The sequence below is a fragment of the Blastococcus sp. HT6-30 genome (assembly GCF_039729015.1).
GTDB lineage: Bacteria > Actinomycetota > Actinomycetes > Mycobacteriales > Geodermatophilaceae > Blastococcus.
On record NZ_CP155792.1, the window covers coordinates 3,662,619 to 3,683,126 of the forward strand.

The 20,508-nt window shown below is 72.6% G+C and carries 19 protein-coding genes; 5 read left to right on the top strand and 14 right to left on the bottom strand.

Annotation, left to right across the window (positions count from 1 at the left end; genetic code table 11):
- Positions 1-76: 76 nt before the first annotated feature.
- The 8 genes from ABC795_RS17715 to ABC795_RS17750 all read right to left on the bottom strand — a co-directional run bounded on the left by ABC795_RS17715 (position 77) and on the right by ABC795_RS17750 (position 7,256).
- The gene (locus ABC795_RS17715; RefSeq protein ID WP_347058674.1) at positions 77-1,564 is read right to left on the bottom strand and encodes an amidase; all 1,488 of its coding nucleotides are present in this window, start codon (positions 1,562-1,564) and stop codon (positions 77-79) included.
- A 92-nt stretch (positions 1,565-1,656) separates the two neighbouring features.
- Positions 1,657-2,124, bottom strand: a complete 468-nt coding sequence (locus ABC795_RS17720) for a transposase (RefSeq protein WP_347060744.1) — start codon at positions 2,122-2,124, stop codon at positions 1,657-1,659.
- Between the two features lie 403 nt (positions 2,125-2,527).
- Positions 2,528-3,898: a replicative DNA helicase gene (dnaB, locus tag ABC795_RS17725; RefSeq protein WP_347058675.1), complete on the bottom strand. Its 1,371-nt coding sequence runs from the start codon at positions 3,896-3,898 to the stop codon at positions 2,528-2,530.
- Between the two features lie 603 nt (positions 3,899-4,501).
- The gene (gene rplI, locus ABC795_RS17730; RefSeq protein ID WP_347058676.1) at positions 4,502-4,948 is read right to left on the bottom strand and encodes a 50S ribosomal protein L9; all 447 of its coding nucleotides are present in this window, start codon (positions 4,946-4,948) and stop codon (positions 4,502-4,504) included.
- A gap of 11 nt (positions 4,949-4,959) precedes the next feature.
- Entirely contained in the window at positions 4,960-5,196 is a 237-nt protein-coding gene (rpsR, locus tag ABC795_RS17735; protein ID WP_014378671.1) for a 30S ribosomal protein S18, read from the bottom strand.
- Positions 5,197-5,283: 87 nt separating this feature from the next.
- A complete protein-coding gene (locus ABC795_RS17740) occupies positions 5,284-5,769 on the bottom strand; it encodes a single-stranded DNA-binding protein (RefSeq protein ID WP_347058677.1) in 486 nt (161 codons plus the stop codon).
- Between the two features lie 2 nt (positions 5,770-5,771).
- Complete coding sequence (gene rpsF, locus ABC795_RS17745; protein WP_347058678.1) at positions 5,772-6,062, bottom strand: 30S ribosomal protein S6; 291 nt, start codon at positions 6,060-6,062, stop codon at positions 5,772-5,774.
- Between the two features lie 180 nt (positions 6,063-6,242).
- Positions 6,243-7,256, bottom strand: a complete 1,014-nt coding sequence (locus tag ABC795_RS17750; RefSeq protein ID WP_347058679.1) for a hypothetical protein — start codon at positions 7,254-7,256, stop codon at positions 6,243-6,245.
- Between the two features lie 169 nt (positions 7,257-7,425).
- Here ABC795_RS17750 and ABC795_RS17755 point away from each other — a divergent pair, with 169 nt between their 5' ends.
- The gene (locus ABC795_RS17755; RefSeq protein ID WP_347058680.1) at positions 7,426-8,241 is read left to right on the top strand and encodes a deoxyribonuclease IV; all 816 of its coding nucleotides are present in this window, start codon (positions 7,426-7,428) and stop codon (positions 8,239-8,241) included.
- A 55-nt stretch (positions 8,242-8,296) separates the two neighbouring features.
- Here ABC795_RS17755 and ABC795_RS17760 read toward each other — a convergent pair whose 3' ends face one another.
- The 3 genes from ABC795_RS17760 to ABC795_RS17770 form a co-directional block, all read right to left on the bottom strand.
- On the bottom strand, positions 8,297-9,832 hold the full coding sequence (locus ABC795_RS17760; RefSeq protein WP_347058681.1) for a glycosyltransferase 87 family protein: 1,536 nt from the start codon (positions 9,830-9,832) through the stop codon (positions 8,297-8,299).
- A gap of 21 nt (positions 9,833-9,853) precedes the next feature.
- Positions 9,854-12,283: a transglycosylase domain-containing protein gene (locus ABC795_RS17765; protein ID WP_347058682.1), complete on the bottom strand. Its 2,430-nt coding sequence runs from the start codon at positions 12,281-12,283 to the stop codon at positions 9,854-9,856.
- Between the two features lie 143 nt (positions 12,284-12,426).
- Entirely contained in the window at positions 12,427-12,843 is a 417-nt protein-coding gene (locus ABC795_RS17770) for a DUF5318 family protein (RefSeq protein WP_347058683.1), read from the bottom strand.
- A 158-nt stretch (positions 12,844-13,001) separates the two neighbouring features.
- Here ABC795_RS17770 and ABC795_RS17775 point away from each other — a divergent pair, with 158 nt between their 5' ends.
- The 3 genes from ABC795_RS17775 to ABC795_RS17785 all read left to right on the top strand — a co-directional run bounded on the left by ABC795_RS17775 (position 13,002) and on the right by ABC795_RS17785 (position 15,756).
- On the top strand, positions 13,002-13,667 hold the full coding sequence (locus ABC795_RS17775) for a PadR family transcriptional regulator (RefSeq protein WP_347058684.1): 666 nt from the start codon (positions 13,002-13,004) through the stop codon (positions 13,665-13,667).
- Positions 13,668-13,762: 95 nt separating this feature from the next.
- Complete coding sequence (locus ABC795_RS17780; protein ID WP_347058685.1) at positions 13,763-14,842, top strand: inositol-3-phosphate synthase; 1,080 nt, start codon at positions 13,763-13,765, stop codon at positions 14,840-14,842.
- Between the two features lie 152 nt (positions 14,843-14,994).
- The gene (locus ABC795_RS17785; RefSeq protein ID WP_347058686.1) at positions 14,995-15,756 is read left to right on the top strand and encodes a hypothetical protein; all 762 of its coding nucleotides are present in this window, start codon (positions 14,995-14,997) and stop codon (positions 15,754-15,756) included.
- Positions 15,757-15,876: 120 nt separating this feature from the next.
- Here ABC795_RS17785 and ABC795_RS17790 read toward each other — a convergent pair whose 3' ends face one another.
- Positions 15,877-16,539, bottom strand: a complete 663-nt coding sequence (locus ABC795_RS17790) for a YqgE/AlgH family protein (RefSeq protein ID WP_347058687.1) — start codon at positions 16,537-16,539, stop codon at positions 15,877-15,879.
- A gap of 156 nt (positions 16,540-16,695) precedes the next feature.
- On the opposite strand from ABC795_RS17790, the gene ABC795_RS17795 reads away from it, so the two are divergent.
- Positions 16,696-17,967 carry an MFS transporter gene (locus tag ABC795_RS17795; protein ID WP_347058688.1) on the top strand — a complete coding sequence of 424 codons (1,272 nt, stop codon included), beginning with the start codon at positions 16,696-16,698 and terminating at the stop codon, positions 17,965-17,967.
- A 13-nt stretch (positions 17,968-17,980) separates the two neighbouring features.
- Here ABC795_RS17795 and ABC795_RS17800 read toward each other — a convergent pair whose 3' ends face one another.
- Together ABC795_RS17800 and ABC795_RS17805 are read right to left on the bottom strand one after the other, a co-directional pair.
- Positions 17,981-18,934, bottom strand: a complete 954-nt coding sequence (locus ABC795_RS17800) for a matrixin family metalloprotease (protein WP_347058689.1) — start codon at positions 18,932-18,934, stop codon at positions 17,981-17,983.
- 73 nt (positions 18,935-19,007) lie between these two features.
- Positions 19,008-20,495, bottom strand: a complete 1,488-nt coding sequence (locus tag ABC795_RS17805) for a CCA tRNA nucleotidyltransferase (protein ID WP_347058690.1) — start codon at positions 20,493-20,495, stop codon at positions 19,008-19,010.
- Positions 20,496-20,508: the final 13 nt, after the last annotated feature.

A 20,508-nucleotide genomic window follows, 5' to 3' on the forward strand; every position in this document is an offset into this window, starting at 1 on the left:
CGGATCACTCCGGCCCGTGCCCGCCCTCAAACTCCTGGTTCAGGCACTCGTCTCGCGACTTTGCAGCAGCCCTGGGTCATCGCCCTCCCGGATGACTGGTCTCCAGTGCCGGGGCGGAAGCGGGCGGGACACGGACGTCGGCGGCCTGCTCGAACGCGTAGGCGTAGGCGAGAAGGTCGTCCTCGCTGTAGGCGCGGCCGAGCAGCTCGATGCCGATCGGGACGCCAACAGGCGCGGCCTCCGTCGGAGCGGAGAACCCGCCTTGGAAGGTGACCGCCGGCAAGCCGGTGCTGTTGGACATCAAGCCGTTCCGCTCGACCTGCGACTCCCCGATCGGCACCACAAGGCGCTTCTGGTGTGGATAGACGATGGCGTCGAGGTCGAGGTCGGCCATCGTGCTGAGGACGAGGTTGCGCATCTTGTCCCGGTTGGCGTAGCGCTGGAGGTACTCCGGCGTGCTCGTGCCGCCGCCGCCGAGCAGCTCCACCTCCTCCTGCAGGGTCTGCTGGACCGACGGCGCCGCCTCGCCGGTCTCGGCGATGTCCGCCAGGGAGTTGTACGGGGTGCCGGAACCGAAGTCCTCGAGGTAGTCCGCCATCGCCTCCGCCGCTTCCCAGTTGCTGGTGGAGACCTGGCCGCTCAGCTCCTCGAAGCCCTCCATCTCGAACGGGACCACCTCGGCGCCGAGAGCCTCCATCTGCTTCACGGCGTCGTCGACGACGGCGTTCACCTCGCCGTGGACCTCCGGGTCGTCGCCCATCAGGTTGGTCATGAGGCCGATCCGGGTGCCCTTGAGCGCCTTCTCGGTGAGGCCGTCCAGATAGGAGTTCGGGGTCATCCCGTCACCGTTGGCGGTGATCGGATCCTCGGGGTCGTAGCCCACCATGACGTCGAGGAGGCGGGCGGCGTCCTCGACGGTGCGCGCAATGGGGCCGATCTCGTCCTGGGTGTAGCTGTTCGGTGCCACTCCGTGGCGGCTCACCAGTCCACGGGTCGGCCGGATGCCGACCAGGCTGTTGGCCGAGCTTGGGGAGCGGATCGACTGCCCGGTGTCGCTGCCGGTGCCGATGAGGCCGAAGTTCGCGGCCAGGGCCGCACCCGTTCCGCCGCTCGAGCCTCCCGGTGTACGGGTGAGGTCGTACGGGTTGTGGACCTGGTCGCCGAGGCTGGAAAGACTCTCCCCGCCACGGGCGAATTCGTGGAGATGCGTCTTGCCGAGGATCAGAGCGCCCTCGTCTCGCATGGCAGCGACAGTCGTGGCGTCTTCAGCCGGGATCATGCCTTCCATCGCCTCCGAGCTGGAGGTGGTGGGCATGTCGGCGGTGTTGAAGTTGTCCTTCAGCAGGATCGGGACGCAGTGCAGGCTGCCGACGGAATTCTTGTCCTTCTCGTACTCCGCGTCCTTCTCGGCTGCGGTCTCCAACGCGTCCGGGTTGATCGTCACGATGGATGCGAACTGGTCGTCGTAGGCCTCGATGCGGTCCAGGTAATCCTGGACGAGTTCGACACAGGTGAGCTTGCCGCTACGGAACGCAGCCTGAACCTCGGAGACCGTGGTCTCCATGATGTCGAAGGTGGCCCTTCCCGGGTGCTCCCCCCGGGGTTGAGCATGGGCAGTGGCTGGGACGACTAGCGAAACTCCGAGAACAGCCGCTGTCAGGGGAACGACCCGTGTGCCATGTAGGCGACGCATACAACGCCTTCCGATGAGGGGGTGATGGGTGCCCTGACCGTTCCAGCGTCTCGTTTCGGCCCGATGACGACTGCCTCACCTGTCTGTTTCCACGCACAACCCGGCGAACCCGCAGACTTGACCCGCGAGAGTCGACAGTTCCGCTGCTGGGCGCACAACCGGGCGACCCGGTTCTCACCGGCGGCGTTGTTGCGCCGGCGCAGCTCCCGCAGCTCCGCCGACTCATCCGGCTTGCCGCTTCCGCCGCGATCGCTTGAGGCCGGTGGCGCGAGCCCGTCCTCCCGGTCGGCGATCTTCAACCAGCGCTGCAGACAGGACTCCGAGATCCCGAAGTCGCGCGCGACTCGGGAGACCGACGCCTCGCCCTTGCGGGCCACGGCGATCACGTCACGCCGGAACTCCGGCGGGAACCGTTTGGGTACGGTGCTGATCCTTCCAGCGAAGCCGGAGCCTCACAGGCAAGGAGTCGACCGAACCGGGAGCAGTCCCGGAGGCCCCGCTCGAGATCGCTTTGGCTGGGACCCTGTGCGTTCCCGGGGCGACTGATGCGCCCTGCCCGGAAGGATACCGGGACGGGCCCGCAACCCCGGCCTGTCGACCAGACCCGAAAGGCGATGGGCCCAGACCTGCGCCTGTACTTAGAGGTGACCTGCACCCGCCCAGTGCCGAGCGCCCGCCGGCGGACGCCGTGCTTGGTCAGGGCCCGGTGACGCCTGGACGTCACTTGCCCACAGGCCCGATGACACCGAGCGTCGCCAGTGCTGACGTTCCCGCGTCGTTCGCTGACGCCGCCCGATGAGGCGGGCGGCCTCTGACCTGTCGCCCTACGGCCGCTCAGTTCGCCATGTCCACGAAGCGGCTGTAGTGGCCCTGGAAGGCGACCGTGACGTTGGCCGTCGGGCCGTTGCGGTGCTTGACCAGCATGATGTCGGCCTCACCGGCCCGCGGGGACTCCTTCTCGTACATGTCCTCGCGGTGGATCATCATGACCATGTCGGCGTCCTGCTCGATGGAGCCGGACTCACGGAGGTCCGACAGCATCGGCTTCTTGTCCTGGCGCTGTTCCGAGCCACGGTTCAGCTGCGACATCGCGATGACCGGGACCTCGATCTCCTTGGCCAGCAGCTTCAGGGCGCGAGAGAACTCCGAGACCTCCTGCTGACGGCTCTCGACCCGCTTGCCCGACGTCATCAGCTGCAGGTAGTCGATGACCACGAGCTTGAGGTCGTTGCGCTGCTTGAGCCGCCGGGCCTTTGCGCGGATCTCCATCATCGTCATGTTCGGCGAGTCGTCGATGTAGAGCGGGGCGTCGGCCACCTCACCCATGCGGCGCGCCAGCTTCGCCCAGTCCTCGTCGGAGAGGGTGCCGGCGCGCATGTGGTGCAGCGGCACCTTCGCCTCGGCCGAGAGCAGACGCATGGTGATCTCGTGCTTGCTCATCTCGAGCGAGAAGATCACCGCCGGCATCTGGTGCCTGACCGTGGCCGAGCGTGCGATGTCCAGGCCCAGCGTGCTCTTGCCGACACCGGGTCGGGCCGCGATGACGACCATCTGCCCGGCCTGCAGGCCGTTGGTCAACTCGTCGAGGTCACGGATGCCGGTGGGGACACCGCGCGCGGTGCCGCCCCGGGAGGCGATGGCGTCCAGCTCGTCCATCGTCGGCTGCAGGACGTCCTCGAGGCGCGCGTAGTCCTCGCTCATCCGCTTCTCGGTGACGTCGTAGATCTCCTGCTGGGCGCGGTCGACGATGTCGTCGACGTCCCCCTTGCCCCCGGCCGCACCGTAGCCGAGCTGCACGACGCGGGTACCGGCCTCGACCAGGCGCCGCAGCACGGCCTGCTCGGCGACGATCGCCGCGTAGTAGCCGGCGTTCGCGGCCGTCGGCGTCGAGGCGATGACCGTGTGCAGGTAGACCGCGCCGCCCATCTTGGACAGCTGGTCGGTGCGGTTGAGCTCCGCGGCGACGGTGATCGCGTCGGCGGGCTCACCGCGCCCGTAGAGGTCCAGGATGCAGTCGAAGATCACCTGGTGCGCAGGACGGTAGAAGTCGTTGCCGTGCAAGACCTCCACGACGTCGGCGATCGCGTCCTTGCTCAGCAGCATGCCGCCGAGCACCGACTGCTCCGCCGCGACGTCCTGAGGCGGCTGCCGGTCGTACTCCGGCGCCGTCACGGACGGTCGGCTGAACTCGTCGGCCACCGCCACGGGGGTACCTCCATCTCCTTGCGGGCGCGCCCGCATGACCACTGCGCGCAGGGGAAGTACGCGAGCTCGGCGGGCGGCGCCGGACCGAACGTCGGTTCGATCAATGCCTACCGGAGGGGACCGACAGTTCGCCGTCCCCGTGGTGGCCGGAGAGGACGTTAGGAAGCCGCGGCGGGAGAGTCCACCACCGTTGTGCACGTGGATCTGCACAACTTGTGGACAAGTCGGTGGACGGAGGCGTGTCGACATGTGGAGGAGGCGGGGGACGGCGGGCGCCCCTCCGGGCGATCACCCCGTGCGACCTGCACGCTTGCCGCCCACCGGGTGTGGACGGAAGAAACTTCTCGAGAAACTTCCGGCCGTCGCACCACGAGTCACAGCGGTGCACGGGGGATCCCCGCGGCCCGGGGGAGGGCGTCGCCCGGCCTCCTGTGCGCTCTGGGAGCTCTGCTGCCGTTCCGTCGGGCCGGCGGAAACCTCCCGGGTGGCCGCGACGCTCCTGGGACGCCTGGAGGGCCGGGAACGCCACGAGGGGCGCCGGACGGGAAGTCCGGCGCCCCTCGTGGGCAGTGCAGCGACCCTCCGCGGGGGAGGGCCCGTTCCCTACTCGGCGACGACGTCGATCGTCAGCTGAGAGGTGACCTCGGGGTGCACCCGCACGGTGACGGTGTGCTGACCCGTGGTCTTGATGCTGCTGGGCAGCTCGATCCGGCGACGGTCGAGCGCCGGGCCGCCGGCCGCGGTGACCGCGGCGGCGACGTCGGCGGTGGTGACCCGGCCGAACAGGCGACCACCGTCACCGGCGCGCGCCGGCACCTGGACGGTCAGGCCGTTGATACGGCCGGCCAGGGCCTGCGCCTCCTCGTGGGAGGCCACCTCGCGGGCGGCACGCGCCCGGCGCAGGGACTCGACCTGCTTCTCGGCACCCCGGGTGGCCACGATGGCCAGCCCGCGGGGCAGGAGGTAGTTGCGGCCGTAGCCGCCCTTGACCTCGACGGTGTCGCCGGAGGACCCGAGACCGGTGACCTCCTGCGTGAGGATCAGCTTCATCGTGCTCATGATCAGCGCGCCGTCGAGGTGTAGGGCAGCAGCGCCATCTCACGGCTGTTCTTCACGGCCGTGGCGACGTCACGCTGGTGCTGGCTGCAGTTGCCGCTGACGCGGCGGGCACGGATCTTGCCGCGGTCGGAGATGAACTTCCGCAGCAGGGTCGTGTCCTTGTAGTCGACGTAGGTCGCCTTGTCCTTGCAGAACTGGCAGACCTTCTTCTTGGGCTTGCGAACAGGGGGCTTGGGCACCTGGTTCTCCAGAATCGAACGGTTTGTGTGGCCCCGTCCAGAGGTCCACCGCGAGCTCGCGAGTGGTGAGGGGGACGGGGTCCTTGCTCAGAACGGCGGTTCGTCGGACGGCCCGGCAGGCGTCGACCACGGGTCGCTCGCCCCGCCGCCGCCACCACCGAAGCCGCCGCCACCGCCGAAGCCGCCGCCACCGCCGCCGCCCTCACCGCGCGAGGCGCGGGTGACCTTGGCCGTGGCGTAGCGCAGCGACGGGCCGATCTCATCGACCTCGAGCTCGACGACGGTGCGCTTCTCGCCTTCCTTCGTCTCGAACGAGCGCTGCTTGAGGCGGCCGCTGACGATGACGCGCGATCCGCGGGTCAGCGACTCGGCCACGTTCTCCGCGGCCTGACGCCAGACGTTGCAGCGGAGGAAGAGCGCCTCGCCGTCCTTCCACTCCTGCGACTGGCGGTCGAAGGTCCGGGGCGTCGAGGCCACGGTGAAGTTGGCGACGGCAGCGCCCGACGGCGTGAAGCGCAGCTCCGGATCGGCGGTCAGGTTGCCGATGACGGTGATGACGGTTTCGCCGGCCATGGTCAGTGGACCTCGGGCCGCATCAGCTTCGTGCGCAGGACCGACTCGTTCAGGTTCAGCTGCCGGTCGAGCTCGGAGACCGCTGCGGGCTCGGCATCGATGTCGATGACCGCGTAGATGCCCTCGGCCTGCTTGTTGATCTCGTAGGCCATGCGACGGCGGCCCCAGATGTCGACCTTGCCGACGTTGCCACCGGAGTTGGTGATGACGGTCAGGAACCGGTCGAGCGAGGGCGCGATCGTGCGCTCCTCCAGATCGGGGTCGAGAATGACCATCAGTTCGTAATGACGCACGGAGAACCCCACCTCCTCTGGTCTCAGCGGCTGCAGGGAATCTGCAGCAGGAGGGTCGTACACGCGTCGCGCGCCCCGGCTGGAGCCGGAACGCGCGGCTTCAGGTTACCAGCGCTGTGGATCCGGCCATCAGGCGCGGCCGTGGGGGACGACGACGGCCGTCGCGGTGACGCCTGGCGATCAGCGGGTCTCGCGCGCTGCCTGTGCGGTGCGGACGAGCGCCGCGGTGACGGCGGCCAGCGCGACGACGGCGGCGAGCGCGGCCGTCGGCAGGGTGACCGGGTCGGCCCCCGACACGGTGGCGACCTGGTCGGCCGCCTCCCCGTCCGGCCCGGAGGAGCCCAGACCGGCGAGCTGGCCGAACACCGGGACCGAGGCGCGGTCGTAGGAGCCCGTGACGCCACCGGCACCGGTGCGGTCCGTGCTGCCGGTGCGGTCCGTGCTGCCGGTGCGGTCCGTGCTGCCGGAAGGCGAGCCGGGGACGACGGAGCGGGACGGGTCGAAGGCCGCGGCGGCCGAGCGGGTGCCCGGGGCGAGCTGCGCGGCACCCCCGGCCGCGGTGTCGTAGGTGTACTGGCGGCCCGGGACGTCCTGCGGCGAGGAAGCCGGCGCGACCTCGGGGCTCGGGGCCTGACCGGTCGGTGGGGGCACCGGTCCGCCCGGGGCGGTGGGCGGCTGCGGGGTGACCTGCGGCGCCTCGGGCAGCGCCGGGGGCGGGAGCGGCGGCAGGTTCGCGCCCTCGAGGTCGGGCAGCGGGAGGAGCGTGTTGACGACCAGCGGCTGCGGCCGGGGGAGCGGGGGCAGGAGCGCGGCCGCCGCGTCCAGGAGCGGCCGGGTGAGCGCCGCGCCGCTCTCGTACGTGTACGTGAAGGTCAACCAGCAACCGGCGACGCAGCTGCGGTCGAACGTCTCGGTGACCGCGGCGCCGGGGGCCAGCGCCTTCCGCCCCGACGGCATCGTGAGGGTGACCTGGGTCCTGGCCGTGACGTCGACCAGCGCCGGCAGCAGGGCGCCGCCGACCTCGACCGTCCTGTCCTGGAGCTCGTTGACGAAGGTGACCGACCCCCCCTGGTCGACCGAGACGACCAGCTGGGTCAGGTCCCGGATCGGCACGGTCGCCGTCGGCGCGGCAGTGGCCACGGGCGCCGCCGTCACGGCTGCCACCGCCACGCCCAGCCAGCTCAGCACGGCCACGGCTGCGCCCCGGCGGGCAGTGCGACGGATGCGACCCGTTGCCATGTTCTGCTACCTCCACGTCGACGTCACACCGCTACCGGCGGGTAACCCTCGTCACGAACCCAACGATCATGTGACGCAGGCGATACGGGGAGACGAGGAACTCGACCAGAATCGGAGATCCGGCATGGCAGACCACCCGATCGGCGTACACGTGGGCGCCGGCCTGACCGACGACGGCGAGCTGGACTGGGGCGGGCCGCTGGCCCGCGCGGCCGAGATCGATGCCGACGGCGTCCAGGTGTTCCTCGCCGATCCGCAGGGCTGGAAGGCGCCCCGCCCCCGTCCGGACGCCGCGCAGCTGCAGGCCTCCGGCGTCGCCGTGTTCGTGCACGCGCCGTACGTGCTCAACGTGGCGACGACCAACAACCGCATTCGGATCCCCAGCCGCACGCTGCTCGGCAAGCACGCGCAGGCCGCGGCCGATGTCGGCGCCCGTGGCCTCGTGGTGCACGGCGGCCACGTCCTGGCCGAGGACGACCCGGCGGTGGGCGTGGACAACTGGCGCAAGACCTTCGCCCGCCAGGCCGAGCAGGGTGGGTTCCCCGTCCCGGTGCTGATCGAGAACACGGCGGGCGGCGGGAACGCCATGGCCCGCGACTTCGACGCCCTCGGCCGGCTGTGGGACGCCGTCGGGGAGTTCGGCGCCGGGTTCGTGCTCGACACCTGCCACGCCTGGGCCGCCGGCTGGGACCTCAGCACCGTCGTCGACGCGGTGCGTGCAGTCACCGGCCGGATCGACCTGGTCCACCTGAACAACAGCCGGGACCCCGCCGGATCGAGCCGGGACCGGCACGCCCCGCTGGGCGCCGGGGAGATCCCTGCCGACGTGCTGATCGACGTCGCCCGGTACGCCGGCTGCCCGATCGTGCTGGAGACCCCCGGCGATGCGGCCGGTCACGCCGAGGAGATCGCGGTCATCAGAGCCGCCCTGACCGGCTGACCGGACCAGGGGGCGACGCCTGCTCGGTCACGCCGGGTGGGCCCGGAGGGTGCGTTCAGCGCAGCCCGGGACGACACCTGGCCGCGGTGCGCTCCGGAGGACCACCGTGCCACCGCCGGACGGACCGCGCGGTCACGGCGCCGTCGAGCACTCCCCCGGCCGGGTCGTCGACCCCCGGCCAGCTGGTGCGGACGACGTCCCGGTCGGGGTCGAGCACGTCCCGCACGACCAGCGCCATGAGGACGACGACGGCGACGTCCCGGACGACGACGGCGAGGAAGAACCACTCGACGTCGATGCCGTTGTTCTCCGTGCCCAGGTACCAGAGCATCCGGGGCACCCACAGCAGCGCCTCGGTGGCCTGCCAGGCGAGCAGGGAGCGCCATCGTGGCCGGGCCAGCACGGCCAGGGGGAGCAGCCACAGGGAGTACTGCGGGCTCCACACCTTGTTGGTGAGCAGGAAGATCGCGACGAGCAGGAAGGCGATCTGGGCCACCCGCGGCCGGACCGGTGCGTTCAGCGTGAGCCAGGCGACCACGCCCACGCCGACCAGCAGCGACACCGCGACGGCGACGTTGAGCAGCGCCGGCGACCCGCCCCCGGCCGCCCCGCCGCCGAGCACCCCGCCGCCGAACACGTGCAGGGCCAGGTTCCACAGCGAGTCGGGATCCACCGGCCGGGTGCTGTTGAAGGCGAAGAAGTACCACCAGTTCCCCGGCTCGGCCAGGGCGACGGGCACGTTCACCGCGGCCCAGGCGGCGGCCGCGGCCAGCGCGGTGCGCAGCCAGACCCGCAGCTGCCCGGCGCGCAGGCACAGCAGGAACAACGCCGCCAGCACGAACAGCGGGTAGAGCTTCGCGGCGACCCCCAGCCCCAGCAGGACGCCGGCCAGCACCGGGCGGCGCCGCGCCCAGGCCCACATCCCCAGGGCGGTGAGCGCGGCTGCGAACAGGTCCCAGTTGGTGAAGGCGTGCACGAGCAACAGCGGGGACAGCCCGATGAGGGCCGCGTCCCAGGGTCGGCGGCCGGCGAGCGCCAGCGTGCTCCGCACCACCAGCAGCGCGCAGCCGGTGAGCAGCAGGCAGGTGACGACGTAGTAGCTCTGCACCGGCGGCACCGAGGGCAGCAGGTGCGAGGCGGCGGCCACGCTGTCGTAGCCGCCGGACAGGGCGGCGGCGAACGCCATGAAGCCCCCGGTGAGGACGGGGTACTCGACGGCGACGTCGAGGTAGGGGAGGGCCACGTCGAGCCCGTACAGGCCGAACAGCGGCACGGCGTCCGAGTAGCAGAGGTGCGTGTACTGCACCTGTCCGGGCCAGTTGCCGTCGGAGCACGGTGCCTGCTTGACCCACGCCACCGCGAGCACGAGCGAGGCGAACAGCAGGCACACCCGGAGCGGCGTCCAGAACCACGCGCGGCCGGTCACGGCGTAGCGCCCCCACGGGCCGCCCACGGCCTCGCTGGCCTGCCGGACCACCGGATCGGTCCAGGAGGGGACGACCCGGTCGGGCGTCCAGGGCGCCGGCGTTCCACGTGGAACGAGCACGGGCCCGTCCGCGGTGGCGGACGGGCCCGTGGGCGAGCTGCTCATGCGAGCAGTGTGCGTGATCGGTCAGCGAGCGGGCGGGGGGACGACAGGCCCCGGCGAGCCGCCGACGCCGCCATCGTCCGGGGTGGTCCCGCCGTCCTCCTCGGTCTCCGGCGGCGCCGGTACCGGCGCCGCCGTCTGCGCCGGGGGGCTCGGGGTGGGCGACGTCGTCGTCGGAACCGACGGCGTCGTCGTCTGTGCCGGGGTGCTCCGGGTGGACGGCGCGGCCGGGGTGTTCACCGGCGACGGCGGCGCGGTGGTCGGCGCCGGGACGCCCTCGCCGGAGTCACCGGTGATCAGCGCCCTGTCCGGCAGGTCCTCCTCCGGCACGCCTGCGAGGACGGCGTTCATGTACTCCTGCCAGATGGCGCCGGGCAGGCCTGCGCCGTAGACGATCTGACCGCGGGTGGTCCTGATCGGCTCCCGGACGTCGGTGCCCATCCACACCGCGGTGGAGACCGACGGGGTGTAGCCGACCATCCAGGCGTCGGAGTTGTCCTGGCGGTTGAGGCCCTGGGTACCGGTCTTGCTGGCCACCTCCCGGCCGCCGTCCAGCGCGCGGCGCGAGTAGGACGCGACGTCCTTCAGCGCCACGGTGACGTCGTTGACGACGTCGGCCGGCAGCACCTGCTCACCGGGCTGACCCGCCTGCTCGAGGAGCACTGCGCCCGCGCTGTCGGTGACCTTCGAGACGAAGTAGGCGTCGCGGAAGACGCCACCCGCGGCGAGGGTGGCGAAGCCCTGCGCCTGGTCGAAGGGGCGCATCTCGTACTCGCCGATGCCGATGGACGAGCCGGTTCCGCCGTTGGCGTTCGCCAGCGTCGTGCTGCCTTCGAGGTTGCCGCTCTGCCAGGTGTCGGGCAGGCCGGTCGCCGCGAGGATGGTCTCCCGCACGTTCTCCGGGCCGACCTCGTACGCCAGGCCGTAGAACGTGGTGTTGAGCGAGCGGGTGATGGCCTCGGTCAGCGTGCACGCGCCGCAGCTCACGCCGCCGGAGTTGGTCACCGCCTGCTCCCGATCGGGGAAGGTCTGCGGCGAGCTGCCGTCGCGCCGCGCGCGGATGCCGATGCCCTGCTCCAGCGCCGTGGCCAGGACGTAGGGCTTCACCGAGGAGCCGGGCTGCCGCTGGGCCTGCGCGTAGTCGGTGCCGGTGCCGTTCTGACCACCGTAGTAGGCGATGACCCCACCGGTGCGGGGGTCGATGGACACCAGGGCCGACCGCAGGTTCTCCGGCTCACCGTCCAGCACGTCCGCCGCGCTGCCGGTGGCGGCGTCCTGCGCCGGCTTGCTGATCGTCGTGGTGATCTGCAGACCGCCGGCGTTGATCTCCTGGTCGTCGTAGCCCTTGGCCTCGAGCTCGCGGCGGACCTGCGTGACGATGTGGCCCTCGGGGCCCTCGGGCGTGCCGAGCGGCGAGTCGCCGCGGGGCAGCACCTCCGGGTACACCGAGGCCTCGCGCTCCGCCGCGGTCAGCCAGCCCTCCTCGACCATCGCGTCGAGCACCAGGCCCCAGCGGGTCCGCGCCCCCTCGGGGTTGGTCTCGGGGTCGTTGCCGGACGGGCTGCGGATCAGGACGGCGAGCACCGCGCCCTGCTGCGGGGTCAGCTCGGCGGCCGGGACGCCGAAGTAGGTCTTCGCCGCCGCCTCGATGCCGTAGGCGCCGCGGCCGTAGTAGATGGTGTTCAGGTAGTTCTCGAGGATCTGCTCCTTCGAGAAGTTGTTGTCCAGCTTGATCGCCAGGAAGAGCTCCTGGAACTTGCGGCTGAAGGTCTGGTCGGTGGTCAGGAACGCGTTCTTGACGTACTGCTGGGTGATCGTCGACCCACCCTGCGTCGAGCCACCGGTCAGGTTGTTCCAGGCCGCCCGGACGATGCCGGTGAACGAGATGCCCGGGTCGGTGTAGAAGCTGCGGTTCTCCGCCGCGAGCACCGCGCGCTGCGCGGCCTCGCTGACCTGGGACAGCGGAACGTTGGTCCGGTTCTCGTCGCCCAGCCGCGCCATCTCGGTCACGCCGTCGGAGTAGTAGAGGACCGTCGTCTGCTTGGTCGAGACCGAGTCGGGGCTCGGCACCTCGGTGCTGGCGTAGACGACGCCCACGAAGACGAGGAGGAGGGCGAGCGTCCCGCCCATGACGGCGGCGACGATCTTCAGCCGACGCTTGCGGCCCTGCTTCTTGGTGCCGGTCTTGCCCGTGGTCGCCGGCCGGGCCGGGGGACGGCCTGAGCCGGCGCGCGAGGCGCTCGTGCCGCCCCGGGACGGCGCGGTCCCACCGCGGGCGGCCGCGTTGCGGCCGGCGGGACGGCCCGAGCCACCGGCCGGCGGACGGCCGGAGCCACCGCCGGGCGGGCGGCCGGAGCCGCCACCGCCTCCGGTGTTGCGGGTACGGGCGGCCGGCGGCCGGCGGACCGAGCCGGCCCGCGGTGCCACGGGCGAGGTCTCGTCGTGGCTGGGCACGAGCACACCCCTTCCTGGACTCTCATGATCGACGCCGGGCACCTGCCCGGACACGGAACGTCTTCAGCTGTGGGAGCGGAGCGGGCCCGCGTCGCTGCGGGCCCCGGTCCGCGCGTCACGCGGGCCGGGTGTCGTCCAGCCGGTCACTGCTCGGTGGCTGCCCGACGCCGGCCGCGGCGGGGCCGGCGCCCCGGCTCGGGCTCGGCTCCCAGGACGTACGAGCAGTCCAGGTGGTTCCACCCGCAGCCGCGGCAGACCTCCACCCGGTAGACGGAGAACTCCTCCTGGGCGAGGTCCATACGGGCGAGCTCAGCCTCGGTCTTGGCCTGCCCGGCCACCGGCCCGAGGTGCTCGCCGTACACGTAGTTCACCAGCGTGAGCCGCTCCCGGCGGCACACCGGGCAGGCCACGTCGGTGGGCTGCCCGTGGTACTTCGCGGCGCGGGACAGGTACGGGCTCGCGTCGCACACCTCGAACAACCCGGTGCGACCGGCATGTACTCCCGCCAGGACAGCTCGCCGCTGCAGCGAGTAGTCCACGACGGATCGACGTCCGGGCACGGCGGCCAATGTACGCACCGGCCCGTCCGACGTGCGGTTCCTCGCCGCAGACCGGTCCCGGGCGGCTCACCCGCCCCACCGGCTGCGGCTGCGGGCCGTCGCCGCCTCGATGTATCGTCCCGATACATCGACGTACACGACCGATCGAGGAGGGCGACGTGCTCGAGTTCGCCATCCTCGGTCTGCTGCACCAGGCCCCGATGCACGGCTACGAGCTGCGCAAGCAGCTCGCCCAGGTGCTCGGTGGGCTGCGCAGCATCTCCTACGGCTCGCTGTACCCCGCGCTGCGGCGCATGCAGGCGGCCGGGCTCATCGGCACCGACGAGCCCGATCCTCGTGCGCTGCTGCCGGCCGACGCGCCGCCGCTCACCGGACGGCGCGGGAAGGTGGTCTACACGATCACCGCGGAAGGCAAGGAGCGCTTCCACGAGCTGGTCGGCCAGACCGGCCCGGAGGCCTACGACGACGGCGGGCTCTTCGGCGTCCGCCTGGCCTTCTTCAGGCACACGGCCCACGACGTCCGGCTGCGGATCCTCGAGGGCCGCCGGCGCACCGTGGAGCAGCAGCGGGAGGGCTTGCGGACCTCGTTGAGCCGGACCCGCGAGCGGCTCGACCGCTACACCCTCGAGCTGCAGCGCCATGGCTTGGAGTCGGTGGACCGGGAGGTCCGCTGGCTCTCCGAGCTCATCGACAGCGAGCGCCGGGAGGCGACGGAGCCAGGAGGAGCGCGCCGGGAGGCGACGGAGCCAGGACCACTACGGGGGGAGACGGGCGGGACCACGCCGCCCGACCAGCACGAGGCGGAGCCACCGCCGACCACGTGAGCCGGCCGGCGGGATGTCCGTCCCGCCGGCAGTCAGCACCGGACCGCTCGCGGTTCACCTACACGGGACCGAACGGTCCAGGGAGAAGGAGAGTCATGGGGTCAGTCAAGGTCGCCATCGTCGGCGTCGGCAACTGCGCCGCCTCGCTCGTTCAGGGCGTCCACTACTACCGCGACGCCGACGAGGCGACGTCGGTGCCGGGGCTCATGCACGTCCGGTTCGGCGAGTACCACGTCTCCGACATCGAGTTCGTCGCCGCCTTCGACGTCGACGCCAAGAAGGTCGGCCGGGATCTCTCCGAGGCCATCGTGGCCAGCGAGAACAACACGATCACGATCTGCGACGTCCCGCCGCTCGGCGTGCAGGTGCAGCGCGGCACCACCCTCGACGGCCTCGGCAAGTACTACCGCGAGACGATCGAGGAGTCCGACGAGCAGCCGGTCGACGTCGTCGCGGCGCTGCGCGAGTCCGGCGCCGACGTCCTCGTCTGCTACCTGCCCGTGGGCTCGCAGGAGGCCGCCGAGTTCTACGCCCAGGCGGCGCTGGACGCCGGTGTGGGTTTCGTCAACGCGCTGCCGGTCTTCATCGCCGGCACCCAGGAGTGGGCGGACAAGTTCACCGCCGCCGGGGTGCCGATCGTCGGTGACGACATCAAGAGCCAGGTCGGCGCCACCATCACGCACCGGGTGCTGGCCAAGCTGTTCGAGGACCGCGGCGTGCAGCTCGACCGCACCATGCAGCTGAACGTCGGCGGCAACATGGACTTCAAGAACATGCTCGAGCGCGAGCGCCTGGAGTCCAAGAAGATCTCCAAGACCCAGGCCGTCACCAGCCAGGTCGACCGCGACATGGGCCAGGGCAACGTGCACATCGGCCCGTCGGACCACGTGCCGTGGCTGTCGGACCGCAAGTGGGCCTACGTGCGCCTCGAGGGCCGCGCGTTCGGCGACGTCCCGCTGAACCTGGAGTACAAGCTCGAGGTCTGGGACTCCCCGAACTCGGCCGGCATCATCATCGACGCCGTCCGCGCCGCGAAGATCGCCAAGGACCGCGGCATCGGCGGCCCGATCCTGTCGGCGTCGTCCTACTTCATGAAGTCCCCGCCGGTGCAGTACCGCGACAGCGAGGCCCGCGACCTCGTCGAGGCCTTCATCCGGGGAGACGTCGAGCGCTGAGGGGGGCCTCCCACACCTCGCCCGGGCCCGCATCTCCTCGGGGGATGCGGGCCCTGCGCGTTCCTGCCGGGGTTCGGGTGGCTGCCCTGCAGGGACCCGCCGCGAGCCTGCGAGTGGCGGGGGCAGGGCGGTCCTTTCACTACGCTTCGGCCATGCGTGCCCGCCGCCAGCTCGTCCCCCGGGCCGGCGCGGCCGGGCTCGCCGCGCTGCTGCTCGCCGGCTGCACCGGCGCCGAGCGGCAGCCCGGAGAGCCGATCACCGAGGACGACGCAGCCGTGCTCGCCGAGCTGCTGCACCGCAACCACGAGGAGGGCGGTGCGGACTTCGTCGTCACCGTGCCCTTCTCCGACGACGCGGTCCTCACCCTCACCGGGGAGATCGACTTCCGCCGCGCGGTCGGGCAGGCCCAGGCGGTGACCGTGGTCGACGGCGAGGACCGCGACACCCGCACCCTGTTCTTCGACCGCGACGCCCTGTGGTCCGGTGACTCCCCCGGTCTCCCGGAGGCCCTGACGGCCGACGGCGCCCCCGCGGCGAGCTACCTCCGCCGGCCGCTGCCGACGGACTCACGGGCGGTCGAGCTGATCGACGTCGTCGTCCAGGTGCTGCAGAACCTCTCCGCGGAGGCCCCCGACGACCCCGGGGCGTTCCTCGACGGCCCGTACCGGTGGCACGGCGAGCAGGCGATCGACGGGCAGCCGACCACGGTCTACCGGCTGCGGGACGGGCGCACGGTCGCGGTCGCCGACTCCGACGAGACGCTGGTGCAGTTCCGGACGCCGCTGCCCGACGGAAGCGCCGAGCTGACGGTCACCCTGGCCGACCACGGCACCCGCAGGCTGGCGCTGCCCGCCGAGGACGAGACGGCGGCGGCCGAGGACCACCCGGAGATCGCCGAGGCGTACGGGGTCTGAGGGCGGGGGAACCTCACCCGCCGCAGGAAAGCGGGAAGGGGCGGTCTCTTCCCCAGACCGCCCCTTCCCGGGGTCCTTCCTACCAGATCGCCGGCGATCGCGCCGCACGGCGCGCCGGGATCAGTTGACGGTCGGATCCGTCGTCGCCGACGACAGCACCGCCAGCCGGCCGGTCTGCCGGCCCATCACCTGGCGCCACAGCTCCGGTCCCGAGAGGTCGGCGAGCACGTCCCCCGGCCGGCTCGGGACGCAGGCCCAGGCGCCCTCGGCGAGCTCACCGGCGAGCTGGCCGGGTGACCAGCCCGCGTAACCGGCGAAGACGCGCAGGCCGCTCAGCAGGCCGACGAGCGCCTCGGGGTCGGCGTCGAGGTCAACCAGGTGCACGTCACCGGCCACGGGACGCAGGCCGGGCGCGGGGACGTCCGCCGGCGCCGTGGCGAGGCACAGGGCAGTGTCGGTCTCGCACGGCCCGCCGACGTGGAAGACACCGGGGGCGACGGCGAGCTCGCTCCAGCCCGGCAGCACGTCGCGGATCTCGACCTGGCTGGGCCTGCCCAGCACCACGCCGAGCGTGCCGGTGTCGGAGTGGTCGAGGACGTAGACGACGGTCCCGGCGAAGGTCGGGTCGGTCAGGACCGGCATGGCCACCAGCAGGGCGCCCGCGCGGACGTCGTCGAGGCTGCCGATCGACAGCTGCGGAACGGCACCGGCACGCCGGCGACCTGTCGCGGGCCGCGTGGGCGGACCGGATTCGGGTTCGGGTGACGCAGGCGCCGGCGACATCTTTCCCAGTGTGCCTCAGATGCGCACCGCCCGGGACGTGCACCGGCCGTGATCCGCGTTCCCGTCGGGCGCCCGGCGCGGCTCGGCCGCGACGGCCGCGGCGCGACGGGGCGGCGGTCACGCAGGGGCGATCCAGGCGCGCCCTAGGGTGACCGCGTGGCCGAGGCGGGGACGACCGTGCGCAGCCTGCTGGCGCGACGGGACTTCCTGCGGCTGCTCGGCACCCGGCTGCTGTCGCAGTTCGGCGACGGCGTCTTCCAGGCGGCGCTCGCCGGCACCGTGCTGTTCAACCCGCAGCGGGCCGCCGACCCGGTGGACGTCGCCGCCGGTTTCGCCGTGCTCCTGCTCCCCTACTCCCTCGTGGGACCGTTCGCCGGCGTCTGGCTGGACCGCTGGAGCCGCCGGCAGGTCCTACTGCGCGCGAACGTCCTGCGCGCCGGCCTGGTCGCCGTCGTGGCGGCGCTGGTCCTCGCCGGTGTGCAGGGGCCGGCCTTCTACGCGGCCGGCCTCGCCGTCTTCTCGGTGAACCGGTTCGTGCTGGCCGCGCTGTCGGCCGGCCTGCCGCACACGACCGACGAGGCGTCACTGGTGTCGGCCAACGCGCTGTCGACGACGTCGGGCGCCGTCGCCACGGTGACCGGGGGCGGCGTCGCGCTGGCGCTGCTGCAGGTCACCGGGTCCGACGACACCGGTTACGCCTCCCTGGCGCTCTCGGCGGCGCTGCCCTACCTCGGGGCCGCCGCGGTCGTCGCCGGCTTCCCCCGGGCGCACCTGGGCCCCGACCACATGGCCCGCTCCGCCCGGCTCTCGGTCACCCAGGTGCTCGCCGGCATGGCCTCGGGCGCGCAGCACGCCTGGCGCGACCGGCATGCGGCGGCCGCGCTCACCGCCATCAGCCTGCACCGGATCTGGTACGGGCTCCTGACGCTGATGCTTCTGCTCCTCTACCGAAACACGTTCACCGAGGAGACCGGCCTGTTCCCCGGTGGGCTGGTCGGCCTCGGCGAGGTGGTCGCCGCCGGCGCCGTCGGGACCCTCACCGCCGCGGCGGTGACACCCCCGGCCGTCCGCCGGATCGGCAAGGAGCGCTGGGTCGCGCTGCTGCTCACCGTCGGCGGCCTGGCCCAGGTCGCCCTCGGTCTCCTGCTGCAGCCGCCGGCCGCCGTGCTGGCCGGCTTCGTCCTGGGCCTGATGGGCCAGGGCGTGAAGATCTGCGTGGACACCACGCTGCAGGAGTCGATCGACGACGACCACCGCGGCCGGGTCTTCTCCGTCTACGACACCCTCGTCAACGTCGGGTACGTCGCCGCCCTCGTCGCAGGCGCCTTCGCCCTCCCCGCGTCCGGGGTGTCGCCCCCGCTGCTCGCCGTCGTCGGCGCGGGGTACGTGGCCACGGCGCTGCTGCACAGCCGCATGACCCGGCGCTGAGTCGTCCCCGCCCTCAGAGCTCGGGGATGCACGGCCCCCCACCCAGCGCGGCGAGGCCGGTCAGGTCCCCGCTCGCGAAGTCGGTCACCGCGCGACGGGTCTCGGGGAACATCAGCTCCCGGTCGTCGTCGACGTGGGAGAGGCCGACCAGGTGCCCCAGCTCGTGCAGCACCACCGAGCGCAGGATCGCGGCCCCGTCCCGCTCGCCGAGGAGCTGCGGTGCCTGCCCGGCGTCGAGGCTGACGGTGCCGGTCACGTAGACCCGCGGCCCGTCGCCCAGCGACACCGCGGTGCTGCCCGCCGCCCCGATGACGTCCGCGGCCAGCGCGGGGTTCTCCGCCTCGGTCTGCCAGCCGATCAGCACCGGCGCCCACCGGTCGCCGTAGCGCTCCGGCTGGTACGGGGCCCGGTCGCCGGTCAGCGGCTCGTCGGAGTAGCCGTCGAACACGAAGCGCAGCCCGGTGACCTCGGCGACCCGCGCGACGGCGTCGTGCACGAGCTGCTCGGTGCCCGGCGGCGCCGCGTCGGGGCGGAGGACGTAGCGGACCTCCCGGCAGGGGTCGTAGGCCACCGGGGTGACGCCGTCCTCCTGAAGGGAGACGTAGCCGTGCGACCCGCCCTCCGGCGGGGGCAGCGGGGGACGCCCCAGCGGCGTCGTCACCCCCGCCGGCAGCGGCCGGTCGGTGGGCCGGGCCGGCGCGGTCGGGACGGGGGCGCCCGGTGCGGCGGCCGGCGGGTCGCCCGGCCACGGCCACGCCGGCGGGTCGGCGAGCACCAGACCACCGGCCACGGCCGCGACGAGCAGCGGCACGGTCCACCGGCGACGGCGACGGCGACGGCGACGGCGGACCAAGGCCGGCGGCCGCGCCGGGGTGCCGGACAGCTCGTCGAGGACCCACTGCGGCGTGCGGCCGGTGGGCGACGCCGGCAGGCGGGCGTCGTCGGGGTGCGGGGGCACGCTGGTCATCTCGGCATCCCCGCGACCTCCCTGCACCCGGGCCACCCCTCCAGGGGTGACCCCGTCGTCCCCCGGTGGCCGGTCAGGCCCGACGGCCGGCCCACCACGCCCGCAGGGCGGCCTCGGCCTCGTCGGGGTCCAGCGGGCCCCGCTCGAGCCGCAGGTCCTTGAGGAACCGCCAGGCCGCGCCCACCTCCGGCCCCGGCCCAAGGCCGAGGATCTCCATGATGGCGTTGCCGTCGAGGTCGGGGCGGACGCGCGCGAGGTCCTCCTGCGCCTCGAGCTCGGCGATCCGCTGCTCGAGCGAGTCGTAGGTGGCCGAGAGGGCCGCGGCCCGGCGCTTGTTGCGGGTGGTGGAGTCCGACCGCACCAGCTTGTGCAGGCGGGCGAGCAGGTCCCCGGCGTCGGTGACGTACCGGCGGACGGCCGAATCGGTCCACTGCCCGTCGCCGTAGCCGTGGAAGCGCAGGTGCAGGAAGGTCAGCCGGGCGACGGCCTCGACGACGTCCTTGGGGTAGCGCAACGCGGTCAGCCGCTTGCGCACCAGCTTGGCGCCGACCACCTCGTGGTGGTGGAAGGAGACCCGGCCGCGGTCCTCGTGCCGCCGGGTCGCCGGCTTGCCGATGTCGTGCAGCAGCGCAGCCAGCCGCAGCACCAGGTCGGGCGACTCGTGCGCGTCGTCGGCCCGCTCCAGCGCGATCGCCTGGTCGAGGACCGTCAGCGAGTGGGTGTAGACGTCCTTGTGCTGGTGGTGCTCGTCGATCTCCATGCGCAGGGCCGAGAGCTCCGGCAGCACGACGTCGGCCAGGCCGGTGGCGACGAACAGCTCCAGGGCCGCCCGCGGGGCGTCCTGCAGCAGCGTCTTGGACAGCTCGGCCTGCACCCGCTCAGGGGTGATCCGGGCCAGCTCGCCGGCCAGCGAGGTCATCGCGGCGACGACCTCCTCGTCCGGCGCCAGTTCCAGCTGGGCGACGAACCGGACGGCGCGCAGCATGCGCAGCGGGTCGTCGGCGAACGACTCGACGGCGGGTCCCGGTGTGCGCAGCCGCTTGGCCAGCAGGTCACCCAGCCCGCCGTAGGGATCGGTGACCGTGCGGTCGGGCCCGAGGGAGACGGCCATCGCGTTCACCGTGAAGTCCCGCCGGGCGAGGTCGTCGGTCAACGAGTCGCCCCACGCCACCTCCGGGTTCCGGGAGGTGCGGTCGTACCGGTCGGCCCGGAAGGTGGTGATCTCGACGCGGACCCCGCGGACGTCGGCGCCCACGGTGCCGAAGGCGATCCCGGTGTTCCACGTGGAACGCGCCCACCCGCGCAGCAGCTCGAGGACCTGCTCCGGGCGGGCGTCGGTGGTGACGTCGAGATCGCCGGGGACGCCGCTGCCGCCCGTACCGGCCGCGAGCAACGCGTCGCGCACCGAGCCGCCTACCAGGTGCGCCTCGAAGCCAGCCCTGGCGAATCGCTCGCCCAGCTCGGTGAGCACCGGGGAGACGTCCACGAGCTTCCGGACGGTCTCCTGGACGGCCGGCGGGACGGGTTCCGGCTCGGGACGACGCGGCGCGGTGGCGGACACGACGAGCCAGGGT